General features: G+C 49.1%; 14 protein-coding genes. 7 read left to right on the forward strand and 7 right to left on the reverse strand.

Going from position 1 to position 14,085, the window contains the following annotated elements; genetic code table 11:
• Window positions 1-61: 61 nt before the first annotated feature.
• From NG792_RS08605 to NG792_RS08625, 5 genes are all read right to left on the reverse strand, one after another.
• The gene (locus NG792_RS08605) at window positions 62-289 is read right to left on the reverse strand and encodes a GxxExxY protein (RefSeq protein WP_261235205.1); all 228 of its coding nucleotides are present in this window, start codon (window positions 287-289) and stop codon (window positions 62-64) included.
• 110 nt (window positions 290-399) lie between these two features.
• The gene (locus NG792_RS08610) at window positions 400-2,397 is read right to left on the reverse strand and encodes an ATP-binding protein (protein ID WP_261235206.1); all 1,998 of its coding nucleotides are present in this window, start codon (window positions 2,395-2,397) and stop codon (window positions 400-402) included.
• Between the two features lie 15 nt (window positions 2,398-2,412).
• On the reverse strand, window positions 2,413-2,637 hold the full coding sequence (locus NG792_RS08615) for a hypothetical protein (RefSeq protein ID WP_261199773.1): 225 nt from the start codon (window positions 2,635-2,637) through the stop codon (window positions 2,413-2,415).
• 122 nt (window positions 2,638-2,759) lie between these two features.
• Entirely contained in the window at window positions 2,760-4,100 is a 1,341-nt protein-coding gene (locus NG792_RS08620) for a Pvc16 family protein (protein ID WP_261199772.1), read from the reverse strand.
• Between the two features lie 287 nt (window positions 4,101-4,387).
• A complete protein-coding gene (locus tag NG792_RS08625) occupies window positions 4,388-4,588 on the reverse strand; it encodes a hypothetical protein (protein ID WP_261199771.1) in 201 nt (66 codons plus the stop codon).
• 22 nt (window positions 4,589-4,610) lie between these two features.
• Here NG792_RS08625 and NG792_RS08630 point away from each other — a divergent pair, with 22 nt between their 5' ends.
• The 3 genes from NG792_RS08630 to NG792_RS08640 all read left to right on the forward strand — a co-directional run bounded on the left by NG792_RS08630 (window position 4,611) and on the right by NG792_RS08640 (window position 7,959).
• Window positions 4,611-5,687 (forward strand): class I SAM-dependent methyltransferase, encoded by a 1,077-nt coding sequence (locus NG792_RS08630; protein WP_261235207.1) that lies wholly within the window; start codon window positions 4,611-4,613, stop codon window positions 5,685-5,687.
• A 61-nt stretch (window positions 5,688-5,748) separates the two neighbouring features.
• Window positions 5,749-6,864: a class I SAM-dependent methyltransferase gene (locus NG792_RS08635; protein WP_261235208.1), complete on the forward strand. Its 1,116-nt coding sequence runs from the start codon at window positions 5,749-5,751 to the stop codon at window positions 6,862-6,864.
• A 21-nt stretch (window positions 6,865-6,885) separates the two neighbouring features.
• Window positions 6,886-7,959: a class I SAM-dependent methyltransferase gene (locus NG792_RS08640; RefSeq protein WP_261235209.1), complete on the forward strand. Its 1,074-nt coding sequence runs from the start codon at window positions 6,886-6,888 to the stop codon at window positions 7,957-7,959.
• A 119-nt stretch (window positions 7,960-8,078) separates the two neighbouring features.
• On the opposite strand, the gene NG792_RS08645 is transcribed toward NG792_RS08640, so the two are convergent.
• Window positions 8,079-8,756, reverse strand: a complete 678-nt coding sequence (locus NG792_RS08645) for a response regulator (protein WP_261199767.1) — start codon at window positions 8,754-8,756, stop codon at window positions 8,079-8,081.
• A 194-nt stretch (window positions 8,757-8,950) separates the two neighbouring features.
• Window positions 8,951-10,189 carry a sensor histidine kinase gene (locus tag NG792_RS08650; RefSeq protein ID WP_261235210.1) on the reverse strand — a complete coding sequence of 413 codons (1,239 nt, stop codon included), beginning with the start codon at window positions 10,187-10,189 and terminating at the stop codon, window positions 8,951-8,953.
• 291 nt (window positions 10,190-10,480) lie between these two features.
• On the opposite strand from NG792_RS08650, the gene NG792_RS08655 reads away from it, so the two are divergent.
• From NG792_RS08655 to NG792_RS08670, 4 genes are all read left to right on the forward strand, one after another.
• On the forward strand, window positions 10,481-10,987 hold the full coding sequence (locus NG792_RS08655) for a Pvc16 family protein (RefSeq protein WP_261199765.1): 507 nt from the start codon (window positions 10,481-10,483) through the stop codon (window positions 10,985-10,987).
• 108 nt (window positions 10,988-11,095) lie between these two features.
• Window positions 11,096-12,820, forward strand: coding sequence for a phage tail sheath family protein (locus tag NG792_RS08660; protein WP_261199764.1), 1,725 nt, complete (start codon window positions 11,096-11,098; stop codon window positions 12,818-12,820).
• Window positions 12,821-13,029: 209 nt separating this feature from the next.
• A complete protein-coding gene (locus NG792_RS08665) occupies window positions 13,030-13,503 on the forward strand; it encodes a phage tail protein (protein ID WP_261199763.1) in 474 nt (157 codons plus the stop codon).
• Between the two features lie 97 nt (window positions 13,504-13,600).
• Window positions 13,601-14,083: a phage tail protein gene (locus NG792_RS08670; protein WP_207089958.1), complete on the forward strand. Its 483-nt coding sequence runs from the start codon at window positions 13,601-13,603 to the stop codon at window positions 14,081-14,083.
• Window positions 14,084-14,085: the final 2 nt, after the last annotated feature.

A 14,085-nucleotide genomic window follows, 5' to 3' on the forward strand; every position in this document is an offset into this window, starting at 1 on the left:
ACTAAAAATTATCTTCCACTTTTCTGACCCCATCCTCCCACTGGCTTTACCCTATCAGGACTTACGCAAGGACACTAGATAGGGAGCATCCCGATTTTGTAAATAAAGGGATTCCTTTATAATAGACGGGAATCGCAGCTTCTCGAATATAAGGAATATCTCGCTGTTGAAACTCGATTTCTAAGGCATCTTTATAAACAATCTCTAAAAAGCCGGGACCCAACTCCCGATGCACTTCTTGCGCTGCAACAATAATCTGATAAGTTTGTTCCTCAAACAAATAACTCATCAGGAATCCTTTCCTAAAATCATTGGAACCATTATACCACAGATTACACAGATTTTCACGGATTTTCCTGACCTCTCTTGTTCTCTGTGCCAATCTGTGCAATCAGTGGTTCAAATCCATCCTTTAATTTCCATATCGGTCAAGGGTCTTTCTAATTTCATATATTCACTTTTTGACGCTTCGAGGATATGTTTCATCATCACGGGTTCGTTGGCGTCGGCGGCAATAAAGGCGGAGTTTAAGGCTATATTGCGGATGTTTCCTCCAGCGACGTTGAGTTTACCGAGTTTGGGATAGTTTAAGCCTTCGGTTGGGGTTTGTTTGGGGAAGATGCGTCGCCAAATTTCTTCCCGTTGATTGGCGTCGGGGAAGGGGAATTGGATGACGAAGCGGATACGGCGCAGGAAGGCTTGGTCTAAGGAGCTTTTGAGGTTGGTGGTAAGGATGGCTAATCCTCGGTAGGCTTCCATGCGTTGCAGGAGGTAGGCGACTTCGATGTTGGCATGGCGATCGTGGGAGTCTTTGACTTCGCTGCGTTTGCCAAATAAGGCGTCGGCTTCGTCAAACAGGAGGATGGACCCGCCTGCTTCGGCTGAGTCGAAGACTCGGCGCAGGTTTTTCTCGGTTTCGCCAATATATTTACTAATGATGGAACTGAGGTCGATTCGGTACAGATCCAGGTGCAGTTCTTGGGCGATAATATCGGCGGCCATTGTTTTGCCTGTACCGCTGGCACCGGCAAAGAGGGCGGTGATGCCTAATCCTCGGCCACTTTTGCCGCCAAATCCCCAGGTTTCGTAAACTTTGGCCCGTTGTCGGACATGGGCGATGATTTCCCGGAGGGTGTCTCGTTGGATGTCGGGGAGTACGAGGTCGTCCCAGTGGCTACCGGATTCGATGCGTTGGGCGAGGTCTTCCATGCGCGATCGCGCCTGGATGCGACAAGTCTCCCACAGTTGGCTGCCGAAGTCGTTGCCGTTGTCGGTGGCAATCTTGTTGGTTCCTTTGGTTTTGAGGCAGGCGGCACGGATGGCGGGGGCGCTGAGGCTAAAATGGGAGACTAAGGTTTCAATGTGACCGTTTAAGGTGGCTGCGTCTGGACCCAGGGTATTCTTCCAGAGTTCTCGTTGTTCCTGGGATGAAGGTTGTTCGACTTCAAAGGTAATTAAGGGACGTTGCCGGGGATGGCGACGATCGCGACTGGTAATGAGTAAAGGATTATCATAGTTTTCGATAATTCGGGCGATCGCACTTTCTCGCGCCACATCATTGCTATCCACTTCATCACAATCTAATAGCAAGGCGCTGTTATTTAAAAATGCCTCTCTCTCCCATAACCGCATCAATTCGGTGATTTCCCCCAAGGCGATGGGGATGACATCTGCTGCCATGACGTGCAAGTTCCAGCCGATCGCACTACAAACCGCCGAGGCGATCGCCCGCTTACTGGCTACATCACTGCCACATAATTGGACAATTGGTACTTTGCCCAACTCCTCACTCACTAGCATTCCCGCCACCTGTTCCGCTAAGTGGCGATGAGACCCACATAAACGGTCCATTTCCCCTACTTGGATGGGGATACGGGAGACTGCTGCCACCAATCGTTCATCGGGATGCTCAATTCCGACCAAATAATGCAACACCCGTTCATCAATTCTCAGGGGACTCTGGGTGAGGGCATTGCCAGTCCCAATCTCAATCAGTCGCCATCGGCGCAATGCTCCCACGGGGGTGAGTGCCATCCAATTCGGTGAGGGTAAGACATCCAAAGCCAGAGTAAATGTGGGATATTGGGCTTGAGCATCCCCTTGAGCTGTAGCACAGAGTGTACCCCAAGTGCCATCCAGTTCCATCCCGGCGCATAATAGCAGGATATCTCGCTCAAACGCCGATAATCCAAAGCGATCGCTCAGTTCGTCTAAACTCGGAGGCGTCTGCAAATCCCAACCCCTTGCCTGTTCATTCCCCGATAAGAATTCTGCTGTATCAAATTCCGCCTCTGGATTCAGGCGTTGGATGTGGCGTTGCAAATAGGAACGAACCCGGGCGATCGCCGCCATCAAATACTCTTGATTGGCGATCGCCCAAGTTTTAGTCGGACTCATTTTGACTCCAGACATTTATGCACCAATTTCTTTAATCAAACTTTCCAAGTAATTCTGAGCTTCCTGGGGAGTCATCATCAACGCTTCCCCTTTCCGCAAAATTTCATACTTCCCCCCCCGATATCCATGCCCCACAATCAACCCCAACTTAACCGCTCGATTCCCCAACTCATTTAACTGATTGATACTCATCATATCAACCTCTTGAATCAACCGTCTTTTCAACTCTTCTTCATTCATAATTTTGTCATGGGTTATTTGTCAATTGTCATTCGTCCTTTGTTCTAATCCCTCAATCCATGTAATTCCTCCTCCCCATCTATTCTGTGAAAATCAGTGAAATCAGTGGTTCCTAATCCCCCTCATCGAATCACCATCTTAGGCTCAGTATAACGGTTAAAATTAGGACTATTCGGATCCGTATCCACATTCAGAATACTTTCCGCCCCATCCACCTGTAATCGAACCAAATATTCACCCGGTTTCACATTTTTAATGGGAATCGTGACTATCATCCCATCCCGATGACGGTGGGAGGCTTCAAACATATAAGCTGCCGGATTTTGGGTAGATTTTTCATTCAAAACTAATACAATGCGCTGATGTTTGCCCAGGGTCAGATTGACCCGGACTTTAATCTCAGCGGAACGCACATCTTCGTCCTTTCCTTCTAACTTAGAAACGGTCACCTTCGTCACTACAGGACGTAAAATAAACGGGATGGCATTTGATTCTAAACTTTGAGAGAATACTATCGGTTTGGATAAGGTTTGGGTTGCAGTTTCTTGAGTGGATTCTCCCCGCCATCCGTTGCCATTGTCTCCCCGAGATTCGGTAGAGACATGATGAATGACTTGTAAGCTTTGTACCCCGGCTTTTAAAGAATGCTCAGGGGTTAAAGAAAGGGGAAGCAATAACTCAGTTTCGTTGATGGATTGGGGGGTAATTTCTACACCACTAATCCGCACTGTTGTCCTTTTGCTGCTGAGGTTTTTGCCGCGAATTAGTAGGGTACTATGGGCTAGAATGGGGTCAAATTTTCCCGAACGAGAGACCACTTGTTCGACGAGGGGGCGATTGAAAAAGGGAATGACTCCGCTGAGGGCGCGTTCCCGTACAGGTAAAGCTCGGTAAGCGGATTCTTCTCCTTCAATCATCACCACCGTTGCTTTATATACTAATGATATACTATAAGGTGTTTGAAAAAATACTGACCAAACTTTTGAGAGATCTTCTAAGGATAAATCCATTGGACTAAAGCAAATTTCTTCGGTTTGGTCCGCTAAATTGGAATCGGTTAAATAGGGATAGCTAGAATCAGCCAGAGTTTCGTAAATGGTTTCTCGGGTCAAGGTGGTGCGATCGCTCAAAATTTTCACCACACTGCCTAACAGTCGTTGCGGTTCTAATTCTGTTTCATTGCCGTAGAAACTGAGAATATAATGCAAATCTAATGCTGTCCGGGATTTCTTCGCCCCGGCATCCCGGCTACTGCGCATCCGGACTTCTGCATTCTTTTGCCACACGGGATTGAGGGAGACTTGGTACATATAGAGGTTGACCCCCTTTTCGGGAGTCCCGCTGCCTAAATTATTAGGCCGAACAGTGGTTACTCTTGCGCCATCTAAATCTAATTGAACAGAAGCCTGTAACATTCGTTGTAAACAGGCAGTTACGGTGGCAATAGCCAGATAATTGCTCATATTATGCACTCTGGGCTGATACTAAAATGAGGATTGAGTCTAACCAGATTGTAGCTAACAATTTTCAAGTCTGAGCCGTTCGATCGCGCTTGGGTGAATCGGGGTCAACTCATCAGACTGAGTTTAACACAACCGTTGGTATTATTTCTGAGGAAAATGATAGCGGAATTTTCTGAATATAACCGATTGAGAGGCAGAGGCTGACAAAACTTAAGCAAAGTTTAAATTTTGTTCATCCTGGAAAAATTGAGCTAAACTTTTCAGGGATACGGAGGTGTCAGCGACCCTTAGAAAAATGCCCGAATCCAGAGGCGATCGCCCCAGTCTCCGCTTAAATCGAGGAAGTTGTTGCAGATTGAATCTCTCCCTTGACTATGAGGCAGTTCCTCCAATTTGTTTCGTTCCCAGGCGGAGTCAGGAAAGGAGTAAAGTATCAGGATCACCCACAAACCGGCGATCGCACCCCTTTGACCGGGCAGCCAGCCCACAGACTTTAAATTTTATAACCCAATGACATCCCAAAATACAAACTACCCGACTGCTTCTGTGCCAGTGATCACGGACCCTGCCGTACTCTTTCAAGCGATGCTGACCAGTTTTAACCAAAGACTGGAAACCATCGGCGAACTGATTATGCCCGGAGTTCCAGCAATGGCAGAGTATTACCGTCATCGAATTGGGTCCCTATTCGATAGTTTGGCAATCCCGTTCCCAGAAGCGGAACGCAATCAACTTTATCAAATTTTGAACAAAAAGTTAGAAGAGGGATTTGCCTTATCTCCCCATGCCCGCCTGAGACTCAAGTACCATCCGGCAGACCCCCCAAAAACCGGATTAACCTTTGAATTTTCCGTCTTTGTCTTATCCGATATTGAGGAATATCAGGAGTGGATGAACCAGAACGAACAACCCTGGTTTGGCATGACTCCCGATGCGAAAGTTCTGGATATTGCCCAGTTAATAGAAGACCCGCAGACTGCCTCAGTTTTGGATATCGGGGCCGCAACTGGACGCAATACCTTAGCCCTGGCACAACGGGGTCATCCCGTGGACGCCCTGGAATTAGTTGCCCCCTATTGCGATCGCCTCCAAGAAATTGCCGAACAAACAGGATTACCTGTCACCGTCACTCCGGGAGATATATTTGATCCCCTCGTCCGGATGCCCTTGGGACAATATCAACTGGCAGTCGCCACAGAAACCCTCCCCCTGTTTTGTTTCGATGGCGATCGCCTGCGCCTCTTCCTCGTCAAAATGTGCGACGTCCTCCAGACAGGCGGTTCACTCCTATTTAGCCTCTTTCTCGCCGCCGAAGACTACCAACCCGATCCCATCACCCGTCAGATGTCGCAAGTCAACTGGTCCTGCCTCTTCACGCGATCGGACCTTGCCAATGCAATGGCCGGATTGCCCCTAGAACTCATTTCCGAGGAGTCCTGGGTCAACTATGAACAAACCCATCGCCCCCAAGAAACATGGCCTCCCCATGAATCCTTCGTCAACTGGGCAACCGGACGGGAACTATTACTCACCCCCCCAGACCAAACCGCGATGGAATTGCGCTGGATTCTCTGCAAACGCTTGTAACACCCCATCCCATCCTCTATTCCCACCCCATAATAGTTTTTTCCAACCCAGATCCAATGCAATGGATACTGTGCAAACCCTTGTAAATCCCCTTGCCATCATGTATTCCAAACCCGTAATAGATTCTTCCACCCCTGAAAACCAGCCCATGATTGACCCCCCCACCCTGCAACCGGGACCCCTTGCTCAACTCCAGCATCGATTTCAAGGGCGCGGTCAAATCGTCATGCCTTGTATCCCTGCCCTCTTGGAACATTACCTCAACTCCATTGCCCAACTATTGAACGCCCTGGGGCAAACCCTGGACCATGACGGCGTGACTCACCTCTCCCAAAGTCTGTGGATGAAACTTCAGGAGGGATTTGAAACCTCCCCCCATGCCAAAATCGTCCTCACCTACGAACCCCAACCCCACGACAGTTCCCAGTTAAAATTCCAAGTCTCTCTGTTGACCCCCTCCCTGGCGGAAGAATATCAGAAGTGGGTCAAAACCAAAGAACCGCCGCTGTTTGGGGCCTATCCGGATGCCAAAGCGACTGCCATTGCTGCCCAATTTGACAATCCTGCCCATGCCCCTATCGTAGATATTGGTGCAGGGACGGGTCGCAATAGCATTCCCCTGGCCCAACGAGGTCATCCCGTGGATGCCGTAGAACTCGCCCCCATCTTCATCCAGGACCTACAGGCAACCGCCAACCACCAAAACTTACCCCTGCGAGTCATCCCAGGGGACATCCTCGATCGCCCCGTGAAACTGCCCCCCGCCTATTACCAACTGGCGATCGTCTCCGAAGTCATCTCCCATTTTCGCGACCCCTGCGAACTGCGCCTCTTACTCGCCAAACTCAGTGACGCCGTACTTCCCGGCGGATTCATCTTATTTAACCTCTTCCTCCCCCTCCAAGACTACCAACCCGATCGCCTCGTCGTAGAACTCTCTCAATCCTCCTGGTGCACCCTCTTTACCCGGGCCGACCTTGCCACCGCACTGGAGAACCTTCCCCTGCAACTCCTATCCGACGAATCCGCCTTTGAATACGAACGGGACAACCTCCCCGCCTCCGCATGGCCCCCCACCAGTTGGTATCCCACCTGGTCCCAAGGCCGAAATATGTTCCATCTCCCCAACGCCTTTCCCCCCATCGAATTGCGCTGGATTCTCTGCCGCCGTTTGTAACCCCTTAACCCCCTGACCCTGATGTTCCCTAACCAAATCCCATCTTCTGCCGTTCCCCGCGAACCCCTATCCCACCCTTCACCCCAGATTCACGAGAAACACTTCCAACACCTGCAAGGCCAGTTTCAAGCCAGAGGCGAAATCCTGTTTCCCTGTGTTCCTGAATTGTTGCAACTGTATCTGGATCAGATCACCACCTTGTTTAGCAGCCTCAACAGCGTCATCGAACCCACCATCCGGGCTAAACTGCCGAAAGAACTGGAAAACCAGTTAATCTCTGGATTTGCCACCTCTCCCCATTCCAAATTAATTCTCACTTACGAACCTAGCCCCCAGGGGGTGACCCTGAAACTCAAGCCCTTTATTTCCTCCGTTGCCGATCAGTACCAGGATTGGGTAAAACTGCGCGAACCCCCCTTATTTGGAACCCATCCCGATGCCAAAGTCATGGCAGTGGCAGCGCAATTTCCCGATCCCCCCCGGTCCCCCATCTTAGATATCGGGGCTGGAACCGGGCGAAATACCCTTCCCCTGGCCCAACTGGGTTATCCCGTGGATGCGGTTGAGTTAACCCCTGCCTTTGTCGAACAAATCCAAGAGGCGGCACAAAAACAGAAATTGCCGGTCCGAGGGATTCTTGGGGATATCCTCGATCGCCAAGTCAAGCTACCACCGGCTTATTATCAAGGGGTGATACTCTGTGAAGTGATTGCCTCCCATTTTGGGTCCGTCAGTCACCTCCGCCAGTTGTTTGCCCGCATTTGCGATACCTTACGTCCCGGGGGTTTATTATTATTTAGTCTGTTCTTAGCTGTGGATAACTATGAACCCGACAACCTCACCCGAGAACTATCCCAAGTCACCTGGTCCTGTATTTTTACCCGGTCAGAACTCGCCCAAGCAATGGACAGATTGCCCTTGATCCTATTATCCGATGAGTCAGTTTTAGAGTACGAACGGGAACATCTCCCGATCGTTGCATGGCCCCCAACCGGATGGTTTATCAAATGGTGTCAGGGTGAAAATTTATTTCCCTTACAGAACCAAGGAAAACCCCCGATGGAGTTGCGATGGATTCTGTGTCAACGGCGGTAATTGCCCGGGAATGCCCTATAAACCGGGGTCGGTAAGTATTTAAAAACCAGACTTTCTCACAAAATATCTAGCCCAGATTGAGGCCAGAAACCCGGTTGCTGAATTGTTTCCAGGGGAGATTAACTAGCAACTAACCCGACTTTTAATGCTTTGACAATCGCCTGAGTGCGACTGCTGACTCCCAGCTTTTCAAAAATAGCCGTTAAGTGGGCTTTAACTGTTGCCACTGTAACGTAAAGGTGACGGGCGATTTCTTCATTAGAGGCACCTTGAACTAACCATTCTAAAACTTCGCGTTCGCGATCGGTTAAGCGGATGTTTTTACACCCTTGCAAAGAATGACCGGAATAAAAATGAAAGATGCGGAAAAAGCTGGTCGCTACCTCGGGCGCTAAATAAACTTCATCCTTCATGACTGTAGTAATGGCATCCCAGAGTTGTTTCGCCACATACTCTTTAAACACATACCCCCGCGCCCCCGCTTGCATGGACCTAAATACCGCTTCATCTTCATGATGGGCTGATAAAATAATCGCCTTGCCTTGAAAAGATTGTTCCCGCAATTGTAGCAATGCTTCAACTCCATCGGTTTGCGCTAATTCTAAATCCAGTAATATTAAGGCGGGATGTTGTTGAGAAGCAACTTTTAAGGCTTGATCTACCGAAGCCGCTTCCCCCACCACATCCATCTTAAACAAACCGTTATTATTGTAGAAACTGAGCAGGGTTTTTAATCCCTGACGAAATATCGGATCGTCATCGACAAGTAGAATAGAGACTAACTGAGGTGTGATCATGGGTTTAGGGGGTATTTCGGGGATACAAGGGACAATTTTTTTTAAAGCCCGTAATTTTCATGATAAGGCTGGATAAACGCAATTGTCCATTGATTGAAACGGGGTTGGAAGGAACTCACAATAAATAAAACGAATCCTCTTTTTTAATGTTTAAAATAGCCGCAACTTTTCAAACTCCTAGAAGATGAAAATTTCTACTCCGGTTGAGGATGACGGGGCAAGGTAAAAGAAAAGAGCGCCCCACCTTCGGGATGATTTTGGAGCCAAATGCTGCCCTGATGGTCAAGGATAATTTTTTTGGCGATGGGTAACCCCAATCCAGTTCCCCCCGGTCGCCGGGTATAAAAGGGAGTAAATGCCTCTTGCAGGTCTTCTCGGGAAAGGCCAGGACCATAATCTCTTAGGGATATCAGCACTTCCTGATAAAAAACTCGCCACTCGCAAATAATCCGGCTTCCTAGGGGACTAAACGCGATCGCATTATTCAAGAGATTCTCAAAGACTTGTTTGATTTGCCACCGATCTATGGGCAGCACCACTGAAGTTTTAGAAATCTCAACCTTTATATCTTTTTCCTGCAATCGCGGTTGCATGAATTTGAGAGTTTCCTCGACAATTTGGCGTAAATCATGGCTCTGGTCCGGCAATTTTTGAGCCGGTTTTCCACAATTGAGTAACGTGGTTAAGTTAGCACTGAGTTCACTTACCGATTCCCGAATCACTGTAGCTTGTTCTTGAAATGGACCCGGTGGTAATCCCAGACAAAGGGTTTCCGCATAAAGGCTAATTAGAGCCAGAGAATTCCGCAGTTGATGTTCCGCCTTATGGAGAGATTGCCGCAGTAAAGGAAGTTCCTCAGATTGCTGGTGGGAGGCGACTGCATCCCCCAGATAATGGTGGAGCATTTGCATCTGCTGTTCGATAAATTCTACCTGTAAGGGAGACAGAGATTGAGCAGCCCATAACAGGAGATAGGAACAACTTTGAGCGAGTTCAGAAGCGGGATAATTCTGAGAGTGGGCTGTGGGATCTGGAGATCCAGAGCGATCGCCCTGGGGAACAATCCCCGTTGGGTGGCGCTGTGATAACCCCCGCGAATCTGAGTCTATGTCCCGGAAAAAATTGCTGGAACCCCCATCAGCCAAGGGAGGGAGGGGGTAAACATAATAGGCATTGAGTTGAGACAGACGAGCAAGCGGCAACTCATGGGGTAACCAAACCTCAGACTTTAGGTAAGATAACTCCCCCTCATTAAATTCCGGGCGATCGCCCCTCACTTCACCCACCCAACGTCGAGGTTTACCCTCCTCAAAATCCGGGTAAACAATCCAGGCACCGACCAAAGGCAGATAGCCGATAAGCTGCTGAATCTGTTGGCGGCAGACAGACTCAATGGCTAGGGATTGCGATCGCGAAGGAGTTGGGTTTGTCAAGGGTCTGGTCTCTCCCAAGGAGAATTCCCTGATAGGGGAGTTAGAAGGCACTTCAGAGCGAGACAAAAACATTCCAAGACTCAACGGTTCCATACCTACTCTTCTTTGTAGTCGGTTCTCTTTGGGGATAGTCTCAATCCCCAATAGGAGGATAGCCAAAACTACCTTAACCTCAGATGCCGAAAAATTTTAAAATTCCACACAAATTTTAAAATTTCGACCAAAGTCTAATAACCAGAGTCAGTCAATCTCATTAATCTATAACCTGTAGCTGCCTAATCACCCAGGTTTATGATTCCTGCTGTTGCCCAGACCTTAGCAGAAATCCTGGCAGGCGGGACCTCAGCGATCAGTATGGAGCAAATTGATTTCAATTCTCCTAATCCCGAGCTGAACAATCAGGCTCCGAGGCTCAACCTCTACTGCTACGACGTTCGGGAAAACCCTCAAATGCAGACCTCCCATAGACAGACCGACCCCTCAACCCTGTGGTTTGATGTCTCGTTTCTGCTCACGGCTTGGGATGTAACAGCCCTAGGGGAGCAGCATATATTGTCCGAAGCATTGACTGTGCTAATCCAGCACCCTTGTTTACCGTCCGAACGTTTAGCTCCAGCCTTGCGAGGCAAGGGAACTTTACCGATGAGGATTTCTGCGGATGGGCTGAGTGAAATTGCAGCAATTTGGACCGCATTAGGCGTCCCCCTACGTCCTGGGTTGTATTTAACTGTAACCATCCCGTTCACCAGCCAAACCGAACCCGCTATGAAGGAAATTGCTTTTACCTCGTCTCAATAAAAGGCGTTAGCGAACTAACCGTGTTGCGGAGGCTCGAACTGCCCCGAATCACTCATGTTGGCTAACCATTGTAGATCTAACTATCTATTAATTGGAGAATAACCACTCATGCCCTTGGATTATTTTGCCCCTGGCGTCTATGTTGAAGAAGTAGACCGAGGTAGTCGCCCGATCGAAGGCGTCAGTCTCAGCGTTCCTGGTTTTATCGGCTTTACCGAAGATGTCCGTGGTGATGCCGAAGTCTTTCAACCCATGATGGTCACCACCTGGGATCAATACCTAGAGTATTTTGGCAAACCAGGCTCTGATGGGTTTACCGACTTCGATGCTTACCTCCCCTTTGCTGTTTACGGATGGTTCTTAAATGGGGGTGGGCGCTGTTGGGTGAGCAGTATCGGGACCAAACTCCCCGGTTCTGAACCCGCACCACCGGAAAAAACTGCCACAAAATTGCTCACCTCCTCCGGTCGTCCCGCCTTATTGTTCAACCTCAAAGGAGCGGCAGGGGACACAGAAGATGGCGAAGCGCCAGCACTTCCAGCAGCAACTGGACGGGTAACGGTCAAAGTCGAAAGCAGTACGCCCAAGCCCCCGGAAGATGAAGATGCAGAGCCACCCATTGATGATGGTCAATTCTTTAAGGTTACCGTAAGACGTGGGGATACAGTGCTGGAGACCTACGATAACCTGACCATGAAAGAAGATGTAGAGGCCGAGTTAGGCACTTATGTCTTGACCGCATTGCAGGAATCCGAGGCGATCGATGTCAGCATCCCCGAAGGTCTAGGAGCCATCTCACCCCTCTCCAAGCGTCCCGGCAATGGGACCTACGAGGTTGCCCCCCCACCCCCCTTCATTCAAGACCCCGATCGCCTACCCCGAGAACTCCAAGGCAAGCGCGACGATCGCACCGGCGTCCAAGGGATCTTTGAAATTGACGACGTAGCCATGATCGCCTGTCCTGACTTGATGCGCGTCTATCAAGAAGGACTCATGGACATCGACCAGGTACATGGCGTCATGGAAATGATGGTGAGTATGTGTGAAAACTCTGCTCCCAGTCCCCCGTTCCGTATGGTCGTCCTTGACCCACCCCCAATCAAACCCGGAAAAAATGAGAACCGCGCTGTTGCTCCCGAGCAACAAAAACCCCAAGACGTAGCCAAATGGTTACGCGAAGGATTTAACCGTCGGTCCATGTTTGCTGCCCTTTACTATCCCTGGATCAAAGTCGCCAACCCTCGCAACGGCGGTCGTCCCATCGCCATTCCCCCCTGCGGTCACATGATGGGCGTCTGGTGTCGCACCGATGAAACCCGGGGTCTGTTCAAAGCTCCCGCCAACGATACTCCCCGGGGTGTGATTGGTCTAGCTTATGAAACCAACTTCCGCGAACAGGAACTGTTGAACCCCCTGGGGATCAACTGTATCCGTAACTTCTCCAACTACAATCGCGGCATCAAAATCTGGGGCGCACGCACCCTGGCAGAACCCGATAACATCCAGTGGCGTTACATTCCCGTGCGGCGGATGATGAGCTATATCGAAAAATCCATTGAAATCGGCACTCAGTGGGTCGTGTTTGAACCCAACGATTCGACCCTATGGGGACGAGTCACCCGCACTGTTTCCAGCTTCCTAGAAGGTCTGTGGCGTCAGGGCGCATTGGTAGGCGGTACCGCAGGAGAATCCTTCTTTGTCAAGTGCGACGGCGAACTCAACACCGCCGACACCATGATGATGGGTCGTCTGTATATTGAAGTGGGAGTCGCCCCCGTGCGACCGGCGGAATTCGTGATCTTCCGCATCAGCCAATGGGCACCGGGCCAATAAATTGGTCATTGGTCTTATGTCATTAGTCATTAGTCGTTAGTCATGGGTTGTTAGTTATTGGTTGTTAGTCTTTGAGGACTAATGACAAAGGACTAATGACAAAGGACTAATGACAAAGGACTAATGACAAAGGACTAACAACAGTCATGGCTAATAATGACTGAAACCCCACTATTTTCACTCAGTTTCCAGGTTAAAGGAGTAAAAAAATGACAGATCTGTTTGTAATTTCCTCGAATAGGTTTTCCTTTACCTACGGGGGAAAAGAATTTCCATTACTTAAAATCAGTGGCATTGATGTCCAAGCCAAAACCGCAGGACACAAATCCCCGATCGCCTCGGGGAAAAATGCTCAAATGTCCCGGCAAACTGTTTCAACTGGATACTATAATAACCAAAATATTACCATTGAAGCAGTCCTCCAAGATGGCGTTAAAACCCTCTACGACATTTTTAAAAAAGGAATGCCTGCCACCTACGGAGGGGATGGAAAATGGACCCAAAATTTTTCTGATGCAGCGATTACTATCTTCGACCCCGATGCAAAAGAAGTCCTAACCTACAACCTCAAACAGTGTCAGATTGTCAGCTATGAAGTCAGTGAATTTAATGTCAGTGGCGACCAATTTCTGACGGAAAAATTTGAACTGAATGTAGAAAGTGTCGAACGAAAACAGAAGTAAGTGGGGAACTTTTGGGAGAATCAAGCCAGCCTTTTTTGTAGAATATAGACGCCTTGTTTTGGGAAAGTAATTAGGGAAAGAACAAAGGAGTAGTACAATGCCAGTCGATAAGGAACCACTTTCTCAGGCTAGATTTGAATTTGCCGCCGATGGGTTAGGCAAAGATTTATTGGTGGAATCGGTGTCGGGGGTGAAAATGACAATCCCCGTGACTAATGCCGATGGTGCATTTGGGGTAAAAACCGGCAGTAAGGTCAATCGTCAGGCTGCACCCTCTGCTGTAGAGTCGAGCGATGTCACGGTCACTTTCGTCACCTCTAGTAAAGACCCTAAAGCGGTTTCCAAGTGGTTTTACGATTCCCACTCAACGCCAGACTTAGGCGGTGCCACGGGAACCAAAGGGAAAACGGATCAGGCAACCCTAACGGTGTTCAAGCAAGATGGATCGCCCTCGGCAAGCTGGACCTTTAAAGGGGTGATGCCGATGACCTATAAAATGTCCGACTTAGATGCGGCGGGAAATCAGTCCCTCAAAGAAACGATTACGTTTTGCTATGAGTATGTGGAACGCACGAAATAAGC

The organism is Laspinema olomoucense D3b, assembly GCF_025370785.1.
Lineage (GTDB): Bacteria > Cyanobacteriota > Cyanobacteriia > Cyanobacteriales > Laspinemataceae > Laspinema > Laspinema olomoucense.